An 18,642-nucleotide genomic window follows, 5' to 3' on the forward strand; every position below is an offset into this window, starting at 1 on the left:
GCGGGGTCACTTGCCGCCGTTGATCTTGGCTTCCTTGACCGCGCCGTCCTCGACGCCCCACTTCTTGATGATCTTTTCGTAGTCGCCGTTCTTGATGATCGCGTCGAGCGCGGCCTGGATCGCGTCGCGCAGCTCGGGGTTCTTCTTGGAGACGGCGATGCCGTACGGAGCCGCCTCGACCTGCTCGCCGACCAGCTGGAAGTCCTTGCCGCCGCCCGAGGTCTTCACCGCGTACGCGGCCACCGGGAAGTCGGACGAACCCGCGTCGGCGCCGCCGGAGCGCAGCCGGGTCTGGGCCTGCTGGTCGTTGTCGAACTGCTCGATGGCGATCTTCTTGCCGCCCTTGCACTTCTTCGACTCGGACTTGGCGAGGTCGTGCGAGACGGTGCCGCGCTGGACCACGATCTTCTTGCCGCAGAGGTCCGCCCAGGTCTTGATGCCCTGGTCGTCGCCCTTCTTGGTGTAGATCGAGACACCCGCCGTGAAGTAGTCGACGAAGTCGACGCCGTCACCGACCTTCTTGCCGGTCTCCTCGTCGATGCCCTCCTGGCGGTTCTTGGTGTCGGTCATGGCCGACATCGCGATCTGGTAGCGCTTGGAGCGCAGACCGCCGAGGAGGGTGTCGAAGGTGCCGTTCTCGAACTCGAACTTCACCCCGAGCTGCTTGCCCAGCGCCTCGCCCAGGTCGGGGTCGATGCCGACGGTGTTGCCCGACTTGTCCTTGAACTCGACCGGCGGATAGGCGATGTCGGACCCGACCTTGATGACGCCCTTGTCGCGGAACTCCTTGGGCAGCTTGTCGGCGAGCGGGGCGTTGCTGACCGTGTCGCTCTCCTTGTCGTTGGTCTGGTCGCCGCAGCCGGAAAGCAGCAGCGAACCGACGACCGCGATCGTGCCGACCACCGCAATCCGGGACTTCGCGGACTTCGCTGCGGTCTTACGACAAATGGAGCGTGCGGTCATGGTGGGTCCTCCGGCGGATGAGGGAGTTGCCGATGGGTCGGGCACACACCTTCGGGTGTCGCGACCTCGTGTGATGACGGCATCTTGCCATTCGGACCGTCCGATTCTGGGTGCCGGAGATGTCAAAATCGGATAACGGGCGAGCCTCGAAAGCCAACATCCCGGTACGGCAAGGGCGTAACGGGGTGGAGCGAATCGTCGTCAACCGATGAATATCCGGTGAATCTCGGAATGTGGACTCTCCGGCTCCTTGGGTGCGCTATGGAGCGCACTATTCGGAGAATTCGGACATCGGGTTGTTTGTGGACGCCGAAAGATCCCTATTTCCCAGTGCCGCTCGTCCCGGCCTCGAGGGACCTCTGCGGAGCATGCTGCAACCAATGTCACTCGCCCGTGCCCGCCGCCTTCGGGTACAAAGGTTGGCTACACCCCTCATCCGGGGCTCAGGGCGCGTGTGCGGCGCGCCCGCGTGTCCGTACCTCCCTCCGCCGACAGGCGGGGAACGGACACGGTGCCCGCCCACTTCTCAACCGGGAGTGGACACCCTCAACTGATGAATAAGACTTAAGGGGTCAGACAAGTGGCAGCGGAGATCGTCAATCCTCGCAGCGACAGCAGTACGGATCATGAGGGCCCCGCGGGTGCGGCCGAGCCCTTCGATCCGGCGTTTGCGCTGCACCGCGGCGGCAAGATGGCCGTGCAGGCCACCGTGCCGGTCCGCGACAAGGACGACCTGTCCCTGGCTTACACGCCCGGCGTCGCGAAAGTGTGCAGCGCGATCGCCGAGCGGCCGGAGCTCGTCCACGACTACACGTGGAAATCGAATGTCGTCGCCGTGGTGACCGACGGGACCGCGGTGCTCGGTCTCGGGGACATCGGCGCCGAGGCCTCCCTCCCCGTGATGGAGGGCAAGGCCATCCTGTTCAAGCAGTTCGGCGGCGTGGACGCGGTGCCGATCGCGCTCGCGACGACCGACGCCGACGAGATCGTCGAGACGGTGGTGCGGCTCGCCCCCTCCTTCGGTGGCGTCAACCTCGAGGACATCTCGGCGCCGCGGTGCTTCGAGATCGAGCGCAAGCTCCAGGAGCGGCTCGACATCCCCGTCTTCCACGACGACCAGCACGGCACGGCCGTCGTGACGCTCGCCGCGCTGCGGAACGCGGCGAAGCTGACCGGGCGCACGCTCGGTGAGCTTCGCGCCGTGATCTCCGGCGCCGGCGCGGCCGGTGTCGCCATCGCCAAGTTCCTGCTCGAGGCGGGGCTCGGCGATGTGGCGGTCGCCGACCGCAAGGGCATCGTGAGCCGCGACCGGGACGACCTCACCCCGGTCAAGCGGGAGCTCGCCGAGCTGACCAACAAGGCCGGGATCAGCGGTTCGCTGGAGACCGCCCTCGACGGCGCCGACGTGTTCATCGGTGTCTCGGGCGGCACCGTCCCCGAGCCGGCCGTCGCCTCCATGGCGCCCAACTCCTTCGTGTTCGCCATGGCTAACCCGAACCCCGAGGTCCACCCGGACGTCGCGCACAAGTACGCGGCCGTGGTGGCGACCGGCCGCTCGGACTACCCGAACCAGATCAACAACGTGCTGGCCTTCCCCGGCATCTTCGCGGGCGCGCTCCAGGTGCGGGCCTCCCGCATCACCGAGGGCATGAAGATCGCCGCGGCCGACGCCCTCGCGGACGTCGTCGGGGACGAGCTCTCCGCGGACTACGTGATCCCGTCGCCGTTCGACGAGCGGGTCGCCCCGGCCGTCACGGCCGCGGTCGCCGCTGCCGCCCGGGCGGAGGGCGTCGCCCGCAGCTGACACCTGCCACCGGCCGCCGAGCTCTTCCGCGCCCCCTGTCGTGCCTCGTCGCACGGCAGGGGGCGCGGCGCGTGTCCCAGGCGTACCGGGCGCGGCGCGTGTCACAGGCGTACGTGGTTCCGCTGGGCCGCCCGGCCTGCCTATCGTCACCTCATGTTCGCTGCCTACGCTGCTCGTATCGACCGTGACCAGCCCCTCGACGGCCTCGAGTTGGGGGAGCGGCCCGCCCCCGAGGCGCGCTCCGGCTGGTCGACCGTGAACGTCAGGGCCGCCTCCCTCAACCACCACGACCTCTGGTCCCTGCGCGGGGTCGGCCTGCCCGAGGAGAAGCTGCCGATGATCCTCGGCTGTGACGCCGCCGGGATCGACGAGGACGGCAACGAGGTCGTCCTCCACTCCGTCATCGGACAGACGGGGCACGGCGTCGGGCCCCGCGAGGGCCGCTCCATCCTCACGGAGAAGTACCAGGGGACCTTCGCCGAGCGCGTGGCCGTCCCCACCTGGAACGTGCTGCCCAAGCCGAAGGAACTGTCCTTCGCGGAGGCGGCCTGCCTGCCGACCGCATGGCTGACCGCCTACCGCATGCTGTTCACCAACGCCGGTGTACGTCCCGGGGACTCGGTCCTCGTACAGGGCGCGGGCGGCGGCGTCGCCACGGCCGCGATCGTCCTCGGCAAGGCGGCAGGCCTTCGGGTCTTCGCCACGAGCCGGGACGAGGCCAAGCGCAAGCGAGCTCTTGAGCTGGGCGCGGTGGAGGCGGTCGAGTCGGGCGCGCGGCTCCCGCAGCGGGTGGACGCCGTCATCGAGACGGTGGGCGCGGCGACCTGGTCCCACTCCGTGAAGTCGCTGAAGCCCGGCGGCACGCTGGTCATCTCGGGCGCGACGAGCGGCGACCGGCCCTCGCACGCCGAGCTCACCCGCATCTTCTTCCTGGAACTGAAGGTCGTCGGCTCGACCATGGGCACGAAGGACGAGCTGGAGGACTTGCTGGCCTTCTGCGCGGCCACGGGGGTTCGCCCGGTGATCGACCAGGTGCTCCCCCTGGACCGGGCCCGCGAGGGCTTCGAGCGCCTGGAGTCCGGCGACCTGTTCGGAAAGATCGTGCTGGAGGTCTGAGGGCTGGGATGTCAACTTGAGTTGACGTCTCCTGCTCGTCAACGTAAGTTGACAACCATGACCGAAGCAACGGATCTCGCCGAGCGCGCGGGCGATCACGACCCACGGGTCGGTCTGCGGGCCGTCACCGCGCTGCGGAAGCTGGTGGAGCAGTTGGAGGCCGTGCAGGTGCGCAGTGCGCGCCTGCAGGGCTGGTCGTGGCAGGAGATCGCCGCGGAGCTCGGAGTGAGCAGGCAGGCCGTGCACAAGAAGTACGGGAGGCAGTGATGTTCGAGCGGTTCACCGAGGAGTCCCGCGCCGTGGTCCTGGGCGCGGTCGAACAGGCCGAGCGGGCGGGGGCCTCCGGCGTCGACGACGGGCACATGCTGCTCGCCCTGCTCGCACAGCTCGGCCAGGGGGCCACCACGGGCCGCGCCTCGTTCGCGCTGATCGCCCTGGGGACGGCGGACCGGCGCGAGTCGATCGAACGGGCCCTCGCCGAGGCGCGGCGCAGGGGCGGGCTCTCACAGGCCGACACGGAGGCGCTGGCCGGCCTCGGCATCGACGTCGAGGAGATCGTCGCCCGCGTGGAAGAGGCGCACGGGGTGGGTGTACTGGCCGGCTCCCGCGCGGGCGGCCGGGGGCCGGGCCGGAAGTCCTGGCTCGGTCGCCTCCCCTTCACACGGGACGCCAAAGAGGTCCTCGTCAAGTCCCTCCGCATCGCGACCGCGCGCCGCGACCGGGTCATCGGGTCCCACCACATGCTCCTCGCCCTCACGACCCGCCCCGGGGTGACCGCGGAGGTCCTCGCGGACCACGGGGTGACGCACATGGAACTGGAGCGGGTCCTCTTCGCCGGCGCATCCTGACACCCGGAGGGGCCGGGGCCGGGGGTCGGGGTTCCGGGGTCCGTCGGGCCCGCCCTGGGTTCGCGAGGTACCGGGGTCCGGGGCCCCGAAGCTCTTGGGATCGCGGGGTCCGGGGTCCCGAAGCTCTTGGGATCGCGGGTTCCGGGGTCCGGGGTCCGGGGTCCCGAGGTTGCAGGACCTAGGACCGAGCCCCCCGGCCGGTCTTCGGCTTCCCGGCCCACAGGGTTCTCCGGCCTCCGGCCCCCGGCCCCCGGCCCCCGGCCCCCGGCCCCCGGCCCACAGGGTTCTCGGCCCCGGGCCCCCGGCCCACAGGGTTCTCGGCCCCGGGCCCCCGGCCCACAGGGTTCTCGGCCCCGGGCCCCCGGCCTACAGGGTTCTCGGCCCCGGACCCTCGGGCCTCCCGCCCTCGGGTCTGCGGGCCGCCGGGCCCAGGCCCCGGGTCCCGAGCCGGGGGCTGAGGCTCTCGTGGCCCATGTCAGTGGCTGGGCGCCCGCAGGGTTGCTCCGATGTGGGCCGCCGCCTGTGACAAGTGGCGGCGGGCCTCGCGGAGTTGGGCGTCCGTCACCCCGTGGTCTCTGGCCGCGTCACGGATGTCGTCGCGGAAGCGGTCCAGGAGGCGGTCGAGGTCTCTGCCGGGGTTGCCGGTGAGGTCCTCGCGGGCCCAGTCCGGGGCGTAGTCCACGGGGATGTCCTCGCGGGCGGCGCTGAACTTGGGTCCCGCGTCAGCGCCGGAGTCGGGGCCGGGGGCGGTGGGGGTGGTGTCGGTGGTGGGCTCGGTGTCCGTGGCGGTGCCGGGGGGTGTGCCTGTGCCGAAGTTCTTGGCGAAGTCCTTGCCGAAACCGCCGAACTCCTTGGCCAGTTCGGCGAAGCCCTCACGCACGCCCGTCGGCCAGTCGCCCCGCGCGAAGTGGTCCTGCACCTGCTCCTGCACGCGCCTGGCGATCCGCTCGACCTCCTCCTGCGCGTCCTTGGCCTGGCGGCGCGCCCGCTGGGCCTCCTCGCGGGCCCGGCGGCTCTCGTCCTTCGCGCGCCGCGCCTGCTCCTTCCACTCCTGCCTCGCGCGCTTGAACTCCTCCTTCGCCTGGCGCCAGCCCTCCTTGTCGCCCCAACTGCCGTCGAAGAAGTCGCTCGGGTCCGGGAAGGGCTTACCGGTGGCCGAACCGCCCGAGGCCCGCGCCTCCTTGGCGGCGGCGCGCATCTCGCGGCGCAGGTCACCGGCCGCGCCCTGGACGCCGTCCCGGATCTCGGCGGCGAGTTCGGCGACCGACTCGCGGATCTCCAGCTCCAGATCGGCCAGCTCACCGCTGCGGCCGGCCAGCTCGGCGCGGCCCGCGTCCGTAATCGCGTACACCTTCCGGCCGCCCTCGGTGGTGTGGGTGACCAGGCCCTCCGCCTCCAGCTTGGCGAGGCGGGGGTAGACCGTGCCTGCCGAAGGTGCGTACAGCCCCTGGAAGCGCTCCTCGAGGAGGCGGATCACCTCATAGCCGTGGCGCGGGGCCTCGTCGAGCAGCTTGAGCAGATACAGGCGCAGGCGGCCGTGGGCGAACACGGGGGGCATGTCAGAGCACCTTCTTGTCGGTCGGGCCATCGGTCGGGCCGTCAGTCGAGCCGTGGGGGTCGGACGAGGGCATGTCCAGGGGGACCTCGTGGTATCGATTTTCCTTCATCGGGCCTCCCGCCGGATTTGCCGTCGGCTCTTCCTCTCTCTGTGGCCTGCGCAGAAGTGCGATGGGGCCGGACACCGTCGTCGCCTTGAGCCGGCCGCGTCCGGTGCCCAGGCGCCCCGCTATCCGCTTGGACCCCAGTCCCCACGCTCCCGAGCAGTCTGGGGTGGGGAACCCCCCAGCTCCGCGGGCCCGTAGATCCTCGAAGGCGTTCGACAGCGTGCCGCTCGCCGTGTCCACCTCGACCTCCGCGTCCGCCGGGTGCGGCAAACGGATCGCTATCTCGCCCGACACGCTCGTCAGGGCCACGTCCGTCGGGGTGGCCGCCGGGTCGAGGTCCACGATCATCGAGCCGCTCACCGAGTCGGCCCGGACGGAGGGGCCTGCGGCCTCGACGACGGTGAGGCTCCCCGACACGGAGTTGAAGCGGAGGGCGCCGGTGACGCCCTGCGCCTCCACGCTCCCGGAGACCGTGTCCGCGCGGACCTGGCCCGCGAGGCCCAGCAGTGTCGTGTCACCGCTGACGCCCTTCACCTCCGCGCGGCCCTCGATGCCCGAGATCACGGCGCCCGCGCCGACCACTCCCACCTCGACGCCGGTGGCGGACGGCACGGCAAGGGAGACCACCGCGCTGCGGCGCCAGCCCTTGGGGTCGAGCCACTTGAGGAAGCCCTTCCACGGCAGGTCGTCATAGGCGACGGTGAGGACGCCGTCCTCCAGGGTCACCCGCAGGGGCGGGCCCTCGATCTCGGAGACCTCCAGGCGGGCGGGGCCCTCGTGCGTGCCCACCACATTCACCGTGCCGTTGACCACGCGGACGTGGAGTGCTGTCACTGGGGCGTCGAGCGTGAGCTTCCGGGGCTCGGCGACGGACCACTCGGGCATGGGCTGACCTCCTTGGCGGACCGGTGGCCGCATCCTGACGCGACGCGCCATATCGCGTCTCTGCCATTCACGATATATCGCGGCTCCGCGAAGTCAAGACACCCGACGGGTGAACCGCCCGTCCGAGCTGCCTCACGGCGCTTCTGTGTGGGTTTATGGGCCGATTCATCCGATCTGACCTAGCGTGGAGCCATGCCGTCCCATGTCTCTTCGCCCGATTCCGCCGGGTTCGCCACGGCCGCCGGAGCGTTGCTGCTGTGCCGGGCCGAGCCCGACGCCGTCGAGACCGTCGCCCAGCTGCTCCGCGAGCGGATGCTGCTCGTGGAGGCCGGTCCTGGCTGGAGCGTGCTGGTGCCCGAGGGCAAGCCGTGGCTGCAGGGGGACGGGGGCGCCGAAGGTGTGGAGCCCGTCGACCGGGTGCTGACCGGGTGGGCCACCGCGCTCGCCGTCGGTTCGGGCTGGCCCGTGCTCGCCCTGTGGTGGGACGACGACCGCTCCGGCTACACCCTCGCGGCGGGCTTCCGGCGGACCGTCGGGTACGAGTGGCTGGCGAACGGGACGCCTCTCGGGGAGGACGAGGCGATGCGTACGTTCGCCGCGCGCCTCGGGCTCGATCCCGTACTCGATGTGCAGTCCCTCGAAGCGCTCGGCCGGCCCGACACGGAGGCCGACGCGCGCGCTCGGATGCGTGGGCTCCTCGCCGTCCTCACCCGCACGGGTCTCGCCCTCCCGCCGGGCCTCGGCCCCTGCGAACCGGCCGACCGGCTGCGTGAGGTGGCACGCGTCCAGCAGGGCGTGCGGCAGGTCGAGTGGCCCGGGTGGCGGGACGCCGTGCGGGCCGAGTTCGGAGTGGTGGAGCAGGGTCCGCTCGGGCCCTGGGTGCGGGGGCCCAAGGCGCGGGCGCTGGCGGCGGCCCAGGTCGCGGCCGGCCTACCGCTGGCGGTGTGGGCGCTCCGGCGCCGCAGTGCGGGGTGGACCGCGGCGGCCGCGCTGCTGCTGGTGCAGGGGGTCGGGGGTCTCGCGTACGACAGGGTGCGGGCGCGCGGCTGAGGCGGGGGGCGCGTGGCGTGGGTGGTGCAGGGGCTGGCGAGGTGCCCCGGCGCGGGGTGAGGTGGGCGGCCCGTAGCGGGTCGACGGCCGTAACCCTGCAGGCGCGTCTGCCTGCCTCGGGCTTGTTGGCGTCTGCGGGTTGCCTTGGGCTGGTCGCGCAGTTCCCCGCGCCCCTGAAAAAGGCCCCTCGCGGGGCCCTGAAGTGGGGGCGGTGCCCCACCGGGGGGGGCGGGGAGCTGCGCGGCTGGCCGTAGGCGGCTCGCAGCGGGTCGACGGCCGTAACCCTGCAGGCGCGTCTGCCTGCCTCGGGCTCGTTGGCGTCTGCGGGTTGCCTTGGGCTGGTCGCGCAGTTCCCCGCGCCCCTGAAAAAGGCCCCTCGCGGGGCCCTGAAGCGGGGGCGGTGCCCCACCGGGGGGGCGGGGAGCTGCGCGGCTGGCCGTAGGCGGCTCGCAGCGGGTCGACCAGCCGAAACCCCGCAGGCGCGTCTGCCTGCCTCGGGCTCGTTGGCGTCTGCGGGCTGCCTTGGGCTGGTCGCGCAGTTCCCCGCGCCCCTTAAAGGCCCCTACGGGGCCCTAAAGCGGGGCGGGTCCGGGGGCGAGGTGGGCGCCCGAGTGTGGGGCTGAGTGAGGCGTCCCGGTGTGGGGTCAGGGGCGGTGGACTGCGTCCAAGGTCAGGGTCAGGAGGCGGGTCGGTTGGGATGGGTCCGATGAGGTGTGTGCCGTTGACAGTGCGATGCCTACCACCAGCTGGAGCAGGTCGGCGGCCGTGAGGTCGGGGCGGGCTGTTCCGGAGTGCTGGGCCCGGGTGAGGAGCCGGTGTGCCGCGTCCTGGATCCGCTGGTGGCAGTCGAAGCCCAGGGCGTCCGGCTGTTCCGCCTCCTCGATCAGCAGGGCGCTGCCCAGGCCCTGGTGCACGCGCGCGTGGGCCAGGAAAGCGTGCAGCCACTCGGCCAGCGCCTCGTCGGGAGAGGCGGCCGTGAGGAGTTCCTCCGCGCGTGCGCACAGGGTGTCGATGCGGTCCTTGAGCACCGCGCTCAGGAGCGCGGGGCGGGTGGGGAAGTGGCGGTAGAGCGTGCCGGGGCCCACCCCCGCGCGGCGGGCGATCTCGTTGAGGGAGGCCTCGGGGCCCGCCTCGGCGAACGCGTCCCGTGCCGCCGTGACGATCCGCTCCCGGTTGCGCCGCGCGTCCGCACGCGGCTGCCGGTCTGCGGAGGCTTCCCGAGAGTTCGTCATCGTCATCGGATCATCCTCATCGTCATCGGATCATCCTCGCTCCCCGGGGCGCCGGGGGCTAGTCATCCGGAGAGGTTCTCCGTATCGTAGGCCGGGTTAAGTGGAGAGGTTCTCCGTTTGCGGTGCCTCGGTATGGGGCGAATGGGAATGGGAAAGGCGGGGGTGGCGCGTGAGGGGCAGTGGCGTCATGGGGCGGGACGGGCTCGGGCGGGTCGGGGTGTGGACCTTCGCCTTCGAGGGGCACCCCGCGCCGCGGGTACGGGAGGCCGCCGCGGAGATCGAGGAGCTGGGCTACGGGGCCATCTGGTTCGGGGAGGCCTTCGGGCGGGACACCGTGGGGCAGGCGTGGCTGCTGCTCTCCGCGACCCGGCGCATCGTCGTCGCGTCGGGCATCGCCAACATCGCCTTCCGGGACCCGCTGGCCATGGCGACCGCGGAGCGCACGCTCGGTGAGGCCTTCCCGGGGCGCTATCTGCTCGGCCTCGGCGGTCACCGGGTGGACGACACCGTCGTCGAGGTCGACGGCTATCGCGTGCCCGCGCGCGGAAGGGCCCTGTCGACCATGCGCGGCTACCTGGACTCCATGGACGCCGCCCCCGCGCACGGCCCCGTCCCCGACCCCGCCCCGCGCCGCGTCCTGGCCGCGCTCGGCCCGAAGATGCTGGCGCTGGCCGCGGAGCGCACCTGGGGCGCCCACCCGTACTTCGTTCCCGTCGAACACACCGCGCTGGCCCGCGAGACCATGGGGCCGGACGCGTTCCTCGGCGTCGAACAGGCCGTGGTCCTCGACACCGACGTCGACCGGGCGCGCGAGGTGGCCGCACGGCACGTGGCGGGCTACGTCATGAGCGCCCCCCACCAGGCGGCGAACGTCCGCCGCATGGGATTCGGCGACGAGGACATCGCGGGCGGCCGCCCGAGCCGCCGCCTCGTCGACGCGATCGTCGCCTACGGAGACGTCGACGTGCTCCACGCGCGCGTGCGGGCCCATCTAGACGCGGGCGCCGACCACGTCTGCGTACAGGTGCTCACAGCCGATCCCGCCGCCCTGCCGCTGCCGCAGTGGCGGGAGCTGGCCCCCGCCCTGCTCGGCGCATGACCACCGGTGCGGTGCGGGTGACTACTCGTCCTCGTCCTCGTCGTCCAGACGCGCCAGCCACGTCGCCAGGCGCTCCACCGGGACCTCGAAGTCGGGGTTGAGGTCCACGAAGGTGCGGAGCTGTTCGGCGAGCCACTCGAAAGTGACCTCTTCCTCGCCGCGCCGCTTCTCCAGCTCCTCGATGCCACGGTCGGTGAAGTACAACTGATGCTCCTGTTGCGCACGGGCGGACGGCTGTTTCCGCTTCATGGTATTCCGTGCGCGGGCCGCTCCCACCTGGCCGGTTTCATGCGCCGTTCGAGGGGCGCCTGCAACCATGCGGGCCACTGTCCTCGTCGCAGACCGAGTAGGCGAGGGCGAAGGGTGAGCTGCGCGGAGAGCGGGGGACAGTGGCGGGACATGTCCAGCGGATCGAACTGCCCGACGGGAAGATCGTGCACGCGCGGATCGGCGCGTCCGGCCGCCACGGCGAGGACGACGAGGACGTCGGCGTGCTCGACACCGCCGTCGCCCGGGTCGAGGAGCTCGGCGAGCTGATCCGCGGGGTCGGCGGCTCCGTGCTCGACGCCGCGGCGGCGGCCCGGCCCGACGAGGCCAGCGTCACCTTCGGCGTGGAGCTCAGCGCCAAGCCCGGCAAGGTGATCGCCGTACTCGCCGAGGGCGAGGCCAAGGCGTCCGTGCAGGTCACGCTCACATGGCGGCTGGACAGAGGCGGAAACGCCCCGCGCGACGACGCCGCCGCCACCCGGCAGGCCCCCGCCACCCGGCAGGCCCCCGCCACCCGGCAGACCCCCGCCCCCCCACCAACCCCCAGCACCCCTCCGCCCCCCACCACCCCACCAAGCCCCACCACCCCCCATGCCTGAGCCCGCCCCCCGCCTCGACGCCCTCGCGCAGGCCGCCACCGTCCATCTCATGGCGGCGGACGACGACGGTGCCCACGGCGCGGAGTCGGCCATGTGGGGGAGTGGGTTTTTCGTCGCTCCCGGGTGGGTGCTGACCTGCGCGCACGTTCTGCGGCCGTATCTCGCCAGGGACCGCGGGCGGACGTTCGCCGTGCGCGGCGCCGACCTCAACGACGGCATCCCCGTCACGGCCCGCCTGGCGCACTGGCTCATCGGCGACCCCGAACGGGCCGTACTGCCGCCCGAGGAGGACCTCGCCCTGGTCCGGCTCCTCGACGACACCGTGGAGCACGAGTGCGTGTGGCTCGCCGACCGTGCCGTACGCCCGTTCGGTGACGTCGTCGCGTACGGCTACCGGCCCGACGAGAACGAGAGCAGCGCGGGCGCCAAGCCCTGGAGCGCCGACGCCGAGATCAACGTCCGCGACGACGGCGCGGGGCTGCGCTTCAAGCCCGACATCGCCTTCCCCAAAGGCGTCTCGGGCGGCCCGCTGCTCGACCCGCGCACCGGCGCCGTCGTCGGCGTCATCAAGTCGCGCCGCAGGGAGCGCGACGGCGGCATGGCCGTCGCGACGCTCGCGCTGCGCCAGTTCGGCGACGCCTACCGCAAGGTGACGGCCGCCCACGACCGCTGGCACGGCACGGCCCCGCGCGTCATCACCGGCGACAACTGGATCGACGAACAGCAGCGGCTGCCCGGGACGGAGCGGCGTCCCGGACCCGACCAGTGGACCCCCAAGGACCGCCGCACCGCGCTCGGCCTGCTCGCCCGGCTGCCCGACCCGGGGGCCGCGCCGTCCGTCGCCAAGATCGTGCGCAAGGTGCGGGGGCGCAGGCCGCCCGGCGCCGTGCCCGCGCTGCTCACCTGGCGCGACGGCCACGGACTGCTCTACGACAGCGCCCTGCCCGAGGACGCGCTGACGTTCCTGCACTATCTGCGGCTCGTCGCCGCGTACGTCCGCAGCCGCGGCGGTGACGCGGAGCGCCTCGAGGAGTGGGTCGCCGAGCGGCTCAGGGAGGACGACCGCGTCCATCTGCACGCCCTGGTCACCGACGCCCGGCTGCCCGACGGGCTGCTCCCCGACCCCGGCGGCCCGGACCGCGCGGCCGTGCCCTACCCGGGCCCCGGCGAAGGCCCCACGGTCACCGTCCTGCTCGACCCGGTGATCAGCGTGGCGCCCACCCGCTTCCACTGGCAGATCTGGGTCAACCACGGGGAGGAGCCGGGGGAGGGGGAGTACGAAGGCGCGTACGGCGACACGGAGCTGGCCGCGGAGGACTACTCCGGAGAGGGCTTCCTGCCCGGTGAGCTCGTCCAGGCGCTGCGCGCGCCCCTCGGCAGGACCCTGCACCGGCTCGACGGCGAGGGACCGCCCGTACCGCTCGAGTTCGCCCTGCCCGCCGAGCACTTCGACACCCAGGTGCACCGCTGGCAGTTCGACGACATCGCGAAGCTGTACGCCACCGAGCGGCTCGGCACGCAGCGCCGCGTCGTCCTGCGCGACCTGGCGCGCCGCGCCGATCCGGACAACCCCGACTGGCACGACCGCTGGCGGTCGGTCGCCGCCGCTCGCGAACTGGCGCCCGCGCGCGTACCCGAACGGGACAGCAGGCCGCAGGCCCGGCACTTCCAGAAGCTGCCGCACACCGTGATCCCCGTGATGTGCCGGCCCGCCGGGCGCGGCGTCGGACGCGACGCCATGCGGCTGGCCCTCGGCAGCGGGCACGGCGTCGTGCTCTGGCACATCGAGGGGCACGCCACCCGCGGCTGCCAGGACGCCTGCGAGGACCTGCACGCGGGCGTGGAGCAGCTGCTCGGCCGGCTCGGCTCGGTCGCCGAACTCCCCGACCGGATCCGGCACATCCGGCAGGACATCAGCAGCGGCAGGGACGACCGGCACTGGGCGGAACCCCTCGCCCTCCTGTACGACGACCCGCGGCGGCCGCTGCCGCCCGAGGACACGATGCCGGCGGACTCGCCGTGAGGGGGACCCGCGCGGGCACGCGCGCGGTGGCGAGGGCGCGATCGTGGGTACGTTTCCACCGACTGTCGACGAGAGGCACGCAGTGAGCGGATGGTTCATCTACGAGGGAGTCGGTGGTCCGGATCCGGACAGGATCCGACGGCTGCCCGGGCCGCCGCCCTGGCGCGCCTTCGACGCGGAACCGGTGCCGTACGACGTCCCGGACATCGACTCCGCGACGCGCCGGCGCCTCGGCGACAGCAACGTCCCCATGTCCGTGCAGGGCACCGAGGCACTCGAACTGATCAACGCCGCCCTCTACCTCCGGCGCCCCCTCCTCGTCACCGGCGAGCCGGGCTCCGGCAAGAGCACCCTCGCGCACTCCCTCGCGTACGAACTGGGGCTCGGCCGTGTCCTGCAGTGGGCCATCGTCAGCCGGAGTGAGCTGAAGGACGGCCTCTACACGTACGACGCGATCGGCCGTCTCCAGGACAACCAGCTCGGCCGCGACCACGCCGAGGACATCGGCCGCTATCTGCGGCTCGGCCCGCTCGGCACCGCGCTCATCGCCTCCGACCGGCCGCGCGTCCTGCTCATCGACGAGCTCGACAAGAGCGACATCGACCTGCCCAACGACCTTCTGAACGTCCTGGAGGAGGGCGAGTTCGGCATCCCCGAGCTGGAGCGCATCGCCGACCGGCCAGGCCAGGAGACCGTGCAGGTCCTCACCGACGACGGGCGCCGCGTGCCCGTCACCCGCGGCCGGGTGCGCTGCCGCGCCTTCCCCGTCACCGTCCTGACCAGCAACCGCGAGCGCGAGTTCCCCGGGCCGCTGCTGCGCCGCTGCGTGCCGCTCGACCTCGAACCGCCCCGCGACCAGCGGCTCGCGGCGATGGTCCTCGCGCACTTCGGGACGGGGGCGTACGACACGAACATCGACCTCGTCGACCAGTTCACGGACGCCGAGGCCGACGGCGCGCTGCGCCCCACCGACCAGCTCCTGAACGCCATCTTCCTCGCCCAGCACGCCGCCCGGCAGCAGCCGGAGCGGCGCGAGGAGATCGCCGGGCTGCTCATGCGGCCCCTGGACCGCGGGCCGCGGTGACGCGATGACCGGAGCCCCGCACCGCACCGACGCCGTGAGCGACGCGCTCGCGGTGCTCGTCGCGCGCCTGCGGGACGCCGACATCGCCCCCACCGCCCGGGAACTGGCCGACTCGCTGTGGCTCGCTGCGCAGGTCGCCGCGTGCGACGAGGGCGACGATGCGGACGGGGCGCGCCGCCCCGAAGCGGACCGGGCACGGCCCGCGCGGTCCGGCCACGCGCCCGGCGGGGCCGACCCGCGCTGGACGCCCGCCCCGCCGGCCCCCACGCCCCACCTGCCGCCCCGCCCCGCGCCCCGCTCCCGCCTCGTCGTGCCCGTCGACGACGGCGGCGGCCCCGAACGGCCCGGCGGCGTCCCCGTGCAGGTGCCCGCCGCCGCGGTGCTGCCCGACCCGCTCGCCCTGCAGCGCGCGCTGCGGCCCCTGCAGCGGTACCGGCCGCCCGTCCGGCCCGTGCCGCGCGACCTCGACGAACAGGCGACGGCGGAGCGGGCCGCCGACACCGGGCTCGTGGTGCCCGTGCTGCGGCACGCGCGGCGGCGCGAGGCGCGGCTGCTCCTCGTGATGGACCTGTCGACCTCCACGGTCGTGTGGGAGCAGGCCCTCGGCGAGTTACGCCACGTGTGCGAGCGGTCCGGGGCCTTCCGCGAGGTGCAGGTGCAGTTCCTGCACGAGGGTGCGGACGGCCGCCCCGGGTACGCGGCGACGGCCCGCCCCGGCGCCGTGCTCCAGGACCCCGGACGCCTCAGCGACCCCACCGGCAGCCGGCTGACCCTCGTCCTCAGCGACTGCGCGGGCCCGATGTGGCGCGGCGGGCTGATGCAGCGGCTCCTGTACCGGTGGGGCTCACTCGCGCCCGTCGCCGTGGTGCAGCCGCTGCCGCAGCGGATGTGGCGGCGTACGCACCTGCCCGCGCGGCGGGGTCACCTGCACCGCTGGGAAGGGCCAGCCGGGCACCTGGAGTTCGAACCCGCGGGCGGCAGTGGCGCGCCGGCCCGGACCCGGCGGGGCATCCCCGTGCCGGTGCTCGCCCTGCGCCGGTCCTCCGTGGAGGGCTGGGCCAGACTCGTGTCGGGCGCCACCGGGCAGTCCCTGGAAGCGGCGGCGGGACTGGCCGAGGCCGGGCACGGACCGTCCTCCGCGCCCGTGCGGGCCCGGCAGGAGGTCGGCGCGCCGGAACGGGTGCGGGCGTTCCGGCGCACGGCGTCACCCGCGGCCTGGCAGCTCGCCGTGTATCTGTCGGCGGTGCCGACGATCCTGCCGGTGATGCAGCTCGTGCAGCGCGCCATGCTGGCGGGCAGCGGGCCCGAAGTCCTCGCCGAGGTGCTGCTCGGCGGACTCCTGAAACGCAGCGAGCGGGACGACGACCCCGAAGTGCTCGCCTACCAGTTCCTCGACGGCGTCGAGGAAGAGCTCATCGGGCATCTCGCGCCGGACGACGCGCGGCTGCTGCAGAAGCACTGTTCGGACTACCTGGAGCGGCGGTTCGGCCGCAGCGTCCACAACTTCCCCGCCACGGCGGTCGCGCTGCTCGGCGACGCGGGGGAGCCCGTGCAGCCGCCGGGCACCGGCGGCGAGGCGGACCACCCCGGCCTGCGGGCGTTCGCCGAAGTGTCCGGGGAGGTGCTGCGGCGGTTCCTGCCGAGGACGCGGACGGAGGTCGACCAGCACCCCGACGGGGGCGACGCGGCGGCGCTCAGGGCGGCGGCCCGCGCGGCCCGCGAACGGTACGCGCACGGACGCCAGGCGCGTGAACTGGACCGCGCGGTCGACCTGTTGGAGGCGGCCGTCAGGGCCGCGCAGGGCGGCGCGGGGCGCGACGCCGTCCTGGCCGAGCTGGGCGAGACGCTGTTCCTGCGGTGGACGGCGCGGCGGAGCGTGGCGGACCTGCGCGCGGCGCTGCGCGCCGCGGCCACGGTCGCGGACCGGCCGCCGCAGACCCGGCTTCTCCTCGGCGCGGTGCTCATGGAGATCGCCGAGGAGGTGGAACGCGCGGGCACGGTGGCGGCCGCGCTGCCCGACGAGGTGCGGGTGCGGGCGGCCCGCCTCGCCGGCGGCCCGCCGCGCGGCCCCCGAGGGACACGCGGGGCGCTCTGGGCCGAATACCTCCTCCTGAACGACGCGACAGCCGAACTCCTCCCCCTCCCCGCCCACGCCGGCGACGACCCGTCCCACCCCGGCTGGCCGGCCCAACGCGCCCTGGCGGAGACCCTGGGCCGCTTGGCGGTGGTGGCGGCGCGGTTGGTGGAGGGGGGCGTGCGGGTCGGGGGCGCGGGGCAGGAAACCGGCTCGCGTCCCGGTGCTGCGTCGGGCTCCGGTGCTGCCTCGGACCCGGGTGAGGCTTCGGGTGGGCGGGGCGCCGGGGCGGGTCCCGATGATGCCTCGGGCTCCGGCTCGGCCTCCGGTGCCGTTCCCGGTGCCGTTTTCGGTGGGCAGGGGCCCGAGGCCGGGCAGGGCGGTCGGGCGGGGTCGGGTGAGGGCTCCGGGGTGGTGCAGGGCCTATTGGGCGGGGCGGTGGGCGGGGCGGGGCGTCGTGGGGTGTTCGGGGGGCGGGTCGTGGAGGGCGGGCCCGGGCGTGGGGGGCTTGCGGACACGTTCGGGGGCGCTTCGGGCGGGGGGCCGCGGGTCGACTTCAGCGGTGGGGTCTTTCTCGGACCGGCGGCACGTGGCGCGGGGGCGGGTGCGGGCGCGTCCGGTGCCGCGCCGAGCACTGAACATCGCCCGGGTCACCTCGATCTCGGCGACGCCGCCCTGCACGGCAGCACCCTGGGGCGGCCCCGCCACGGAGTCGACGGCCCCCGCCCGCAGGACGTGTACGTCGACTTCATGCGCCGCGCCGTCGACACCGCCGGCGTGCTGGCCCTCGGCCCCGACCCGGCCGACGGATTCCTGCTGCGGGGGCGGCTGCGCAAGCGGCTGGCCCGGCACTGCACCGGGCGGGGCGAGATCGCGCGGGAGGGCGGCGACCGGGGCGCGCCGGACGGCACCGCCATCGCCGCCGACGCCTGCGACGACCTCCAGGAGGCCCTGGCGCGCGGCACGTTCGACGCCGACGAGCGCAGCCTCGCCTGGCTCGACCTCGCGGAGGCCCTCCAGCTCGCCTGGTGTCACGACGCCGACGAGGGCGGGCAGCGGCTCATCCACACCGCCCTGGAAGAGGCGCTCGAAGCGGCCGACGGGGACCACGGGCTGACCCTCGCCTGTCACGTGCGCGGCGCGGACGTGTACTGGGCGCGGCACCTGGCCACGGGCCTGCCCGTCCACCGCCAACTGGCCATCGAGGGCTGGACGAAGGCCCTCCCCCTGACGTCGCGGGACGACCCGAGCCGGGTCGTGCTGATGTCCCGGCTCGGCACCGCCCTCGCCCAGCGCGGCGTCGCGACGGCCTCCGTGGCGGACACCGACGACGCCGTACGCCAGCTGCGGGACGCCGTCGACGCGACACCGCCGCGCGATCCGGGCCGGGACGAGCGCCGGATGCAGCTGGCCAACGCGTACATCGCCCGCTTCCACGTCCAGCAGACGCTCACCGACCTGTACGAGGCCGAATGGCTCCTGGGCGCCGTGGCCCGCAATGTCACGGACCCCGTGCTCGCCGCGTACTGCCGGCTGCGGCGCGGCGAGGTGGCCGCGCAGATCTTCGCCCGCACCGGCCTCTCGGCGCAGCTCCAGTGGGCGGCCGAGTACTACCGCGAGGCGGCCGAGACAGCCGTGGCAGCAGGGGAACCGTCGCTCGCCGCCGAGGCCCACCAGTCGTACGCCGAAGCCCTCGAAGAGCTCGGGGAGTTCGAGCGGGCGCTCGCGGAGTACCGCAAGGCCCGACGGCTGCTCCCCGAGTACGGGCCGCGCGCCACCTATGTCCGCGCCGACGCGATCCGCGCCGCCGTCACCCGCCTGGAGACCCTGCTCCGCGGAGCGTGACCGGCGGCCAGGGGGCCACAGCCGACCGGCACCGAACGCGGGCGGGCCCGGCCCCGAGTCCGTAGAACTCGGGGCCGGGCCCGCCTCAC

15 protein-coding genes are annotated in these 18,642 nt (G+C 73.7%); 10 read left to right on the forward strand and 5 right to left on the reverse strand.

From position 1 onward, the window contains the following. Window positions 1-6 precede the first annotated feature (6 nt). The gene (locus ACZ56E_RS09815; protein ID WP_471212819.1) at window positions 7-963 is read right to left on the reverse strand and encodes an ABC transporter substrate-binding protein; all 957 of its coding nucleotides are present in this window, start codon (window positions 961-963) and stop codon (window positions 7-9) included. A gap of 580 nt (window positions 964-1,543) precedes the next feature. On the opposite strand from ACZ56E_RS09815, the gene ACZ56E_RS09820 reads away from it, so the two are divergent. The 4 genes from ACZ56E_RS09820 to ACZ56E_RS09835 all read left to right on the forward strand — a co-directional run bounded on the left by ACZ56E_RS09820 (window position 1,544) and on the right by ACZ56E_RS09835 (window position 4,731). Further along, window positions 1,544-2,767, forward strand: a complete 1,224-nt coding sequence (locus ACZ56E_RS09820; RefSeq protein ID WP_468608964.1) for an NAD(P)-dependent malic enzyme — start codon at window positions 1,544-1,546, stop codon at window positions 2,765-2,767. 153 nt (window positions 2,768-2,920) lie between these two features. Next, the gene (locus ACZ56E_RS09825; protein WP_471212821.1) at window positions 2,921-3,883 is read left to right on the forward strand and encodes a zinc-binding dehydrogenase; all 963 of its coding nucleotides are present in this window, start codon (window positions 2,921-2,923) and stop codon (window positions 3,881-3,883) included. A gap of 57 nt (window positions 3,884-3,940) precedes the next feature. Then, window positions 3,941-4,150, forward strand: coding sequence for a sigma factor-like helix-turn-helix DNA-binding protein (locus tag ACZ56E_RS09830; RefSeq protein ID WP_362990112.1), 210 nt, complete (start codon window positions 3,941-3,943; stop codon window positions 4,148-4,150). Then, window positions 4,150-4,731 carry a Clp protease N-terminal domain-containing protein gene (locus tag ACZ56E_RS09835; RefSeq protein ID WP_471212824.1) on the forward strand — a complete coding sequence of 194 codons (582 nt, stop codon included), beginning with the start codon at window positions 4,150-4,152 and terminating at the stop codon, window positions 4,729-4,731. Before ACZ56E_RS09830 ends, ACZ56E_RS09835 begins: the two co-directional genes overlap by 1 nt. 475 nt (window positions 4,732-5,206) lie before the next feature. Here ACZ56E_RS09835 and ACZ56E_RS09840 read toward each other — a convergent pair whose 3' ends face one another. Next, window positions 5,207-6,289 carry a PadR family transcriptional regulator gene (locus tag ACZ56E_RS09840; RefSeq protein ID WP_471212826.1) on the reverse strand — a complete coding sequence of 361 codons (1,083 nt, stop codon included), beginning with the start codon at window positions 6,287-6,289 and terminating at the stop codon, window positions 5,207-5,209. A 1-nt stretch (window position 6,290) separates the two neighbouring features. Next, window positions 6,291-7,280, reverse strand: coding sequence for a DUF4097 family beta strand repeat-containing protein (locus tag ACZ56E_RS09845; RefSeq protein ID WP_471212828.1), 990 nt, complete (start codon window positions 7,278-7,280; stop codon window positions 6,291-6,293). 192 nt (window positions 7,281-7,472) lie between these two features. On the opposite strand from ACZ56E_RS09845, the gene ACZ56E_RS09850 reads away from it, so the two are divergent. Beyond that, entirely contained in the window at window positions 7,473-8,330 is an 858-nt protein-coding gene (locus tag ACZ56E_RS09850) for a hypothetical protein (protein WP_471212830.1), read from the forward strand. A gap of 644 nt (window positions 8,331-8,974) precedes the next feature. Here ACZ56E_RS09850 and ACZ56E_RS09855 read toward each other — a convergent pair. Next, window positions 8,975-9,568, reverse strand: a complete 594-nt coding sequence (locus tag ACZ56E_RS09855; RefSeq protein WP_471212833.1) for a TetR/AcrR family transcriptional regulator — start codon at window positions 9,566-9,568, stop codon at window positions 8,975-8,977. 181 nt (window positions 9,569-9,749) lie between these two features. Here ACZ56E_RS09855 and ACZ56E_RS09860 point away from each other — a divergent pair, with 181 nt between their 5' ends. Continuing rightward, a complete protein-coding gene (locus ACZ56E_RS09860; protein WP_471213151.1) occupies window positions 9,750-10,661 on the forward strand; it encodes a TIGR03620 family F420-dependent LLM class oxidoreductase in 912 nt (303 codons plus the stop codon). Between the two features lie 21 nt (window positions 10,662-10,682). Here ACZ56E_RS09860 and ACZ56E_RS09865 read toward each other — a convergent pair whose 3' ends face one another. Further along, window positions 10,683-10,865, reverse strand: coding sequence for a DUF6104 family protein (locus tag ACZ56E_RS09865; protein ID WP_003961784.1), 183 nt, complete (start codon window positions 10,863-10,865; stop codon window positions 10,683-10,685). Between the two features lie 185 nt (window positions 10,866-11,050). Between ACZ56E_RS09865 and ACZ56E_RS09870 the strand changes: the two genes are divergently transcribed. The 4 genes from ACZ56E_RS09870 (at window position 11,051) to ACZ56E_RS09885 (ending at window position 18,553) form a co-directional block, all read left to right on the forward strand. Beyond that, window positions 11,051-11,527, forward strand: coding sequence for a CU044_2847 family protein (locus tag ACZ56E_RS09870; RefSeq protein WP_471212834.1), 477 nt, complete (start codon window positions 11,051-11,053; stop codon window positions 11,525-11,527). Beyond that, the gene (locus tag ACZ56E_RS09875; protein WP_471212836.1) at window positions 11,520-13,550 is read left to right on the forward strand and encodes a VMAP-C domain-containing protein; all 2,031 of its coding nucleotides are present in this window, start codon (window positions 11,520-11,522) and stop codon (window positions 13,548-13,550) included. Before ACZ56E_RS09870 ends, ACZ56E_RS09875 begins: the two co-directional genes overlap by 8 nt. Window positions 13,551-13,632: 82 nt before the next feature. After that, complete coding sequence (locus ACZ56E_RS09880; protein WP_468608947.1) at window positions 13,633-14,634, forward strand: AAA family ATPase; 1,002 nt, start codon at window positions 13,633-13,635, stop codon at window positions 14,632-14,634. 4 nt (window positions 14,635-14,638) lie between these two features. Then, window positions 14,639-18,553, forward strand: coding sequence for an SAV_2336 N-terminal domain-related protein (locus ACZ56E_RS09885; protein ID WP_471212840.1), 3,915 nt, complete (start codon window positions 14,639-14,641; stop codon window positions 18,551-18,553). Window positions 18,554-18,642 lie beyond the last annotated feature (89 nt).

This window comes from Streptomyces sp. NPDC039480 (assembly GCF_055597165.1).

Bases quoted from the DNA above. Each gene is read 5' to 3' on its own strand.
- ACZ56E_RS09815 (WP_471212819.1), bottom strand. From the start codon at position 963: ATGACCGCACGCTCCATTTGTCGTAAGACCGCAGCGAAGTCCGCGAAG.
- ACZ56E_RS09825 (WP_471212821.1), top strand. From the start codon at position 2,921: ATGTTCGCTGCCTACGCTGCTCGTATCGACCGTGACCAGCCCCTCGAC.
- ACZ56E_RS09830 (WP_362990112.1), top strand. From the start codon at position 3,941: ATGACCGAAGCAACGGATCTCGCCGAGCGCGCGGGCGATCACGACCCA.
- ACZ56E_RS09835 (WP_471212824.1), top strand. From the start codon at position 4,150: ATGTTCGAGCGGTTCACCGAGGAGTCCCGCGCCGTGGTCCTGGGCGCG.
- ACZ56E_RS09840 (WP_471212826.1), bottom strand. From the start codon at position 6,289: ATGCCCCCCGTGTTCGCCCACGGCCGCCTGCGCCTGTATCTGCTCAAG.
- ACZ56E_RS09845 (WP_471212828.1), bottom strand. From the start codon at position 7,280: ATGCCCGAGTGGTCCGTCGCCGAGCCCCGGAAGCTCACGCTCGACGCC.
- ACZ56E_RS09850 (WP_471212830.1), top strand. From the start codon at position 7,473: ATGCCGTCCCATGTCTCTTCGCCCGATTCCGCCGGGTTCGCCACGGCC.
- ACZ56E_RS09855 (WP_471212833.1), bottom strand. From the start codon at position 9,568: ATGACGATGACGAACTCTCGGGAAGCCTCCGCAGACCGGCAGCCGCGT.
- ACZ56E_RS09860 (WP_471213151.1), top strand. From the start codon at position 9,750: ATGGGGCGGGACGGGCTCGGGCGGGTCGGGGTGTGGACCTTCGCCTTC.
- ACZ56E_RS09875 (WP_471212836.1), top strand. From the start codon at position 11,520: ATGCCTGAGCCCGCCCCCCGCCTCGACGCCCTCGCGCAGGCCGCCACC.
- ACZ56E_RS09885 (WP_471212840.1), top strand. From the start codon at position 14,639: ATGACCGGAGCCCCGCACCGCACCGACGCCGTGAGCGACGCGCTCGCG.